The organism is Rugamonas aquatica, assembly GCF_009380215.1.
Lineage (GTDB): Bacteria > Pseudomonadota > Gammaproteobacteria > Burkholderiales > Burkholderiaceae_D > Rugamonas > Rugamonas aquatica_B.
The window spans coordinates 1-255 of sequence record NZ_WHUG01000071.1 but is presented as its reverse complement, the minus strand read 5'-3'; the positions used below and the strand labels follow the sequence as shown (position 1 = coordinate 255).

The 255-nt window shown below is 51.8% G+C and carries 1 rRNA gene; it reads right to left on the bottom strand.

Features of this window, described 5'->3' with window-relative positions:
* A 23S ribosomal RNA gene (locus GEV02_RS33960) occupies positions 1-255 on the bottom strand; the annotation flags it as partial.

Sequence of the window (255 nt, the reverse complement as noted above, 5' to 3'; positions counted from 1 at the left end):
AGTGGGTTCGGACCTCCAGTGCGTGTTACCGCACCTTCATCCTGGCCATGAGTAGATCACTTGGTTTCGGGTCTACACCCAGCGACTATCGCCCTATTCGGACTCGATTTCTCTACGGCTTCCCTATTTGGTTAACCTTGCCACTGAATGTAAGTCGCTGACCCATTATACAAAAGGTACGCAGTCACGGAACAAGTCCGCTCCTACTGTTTGTATGCACACGGTTTCAGGATCTATTTCACTCCCCTCCCGGGG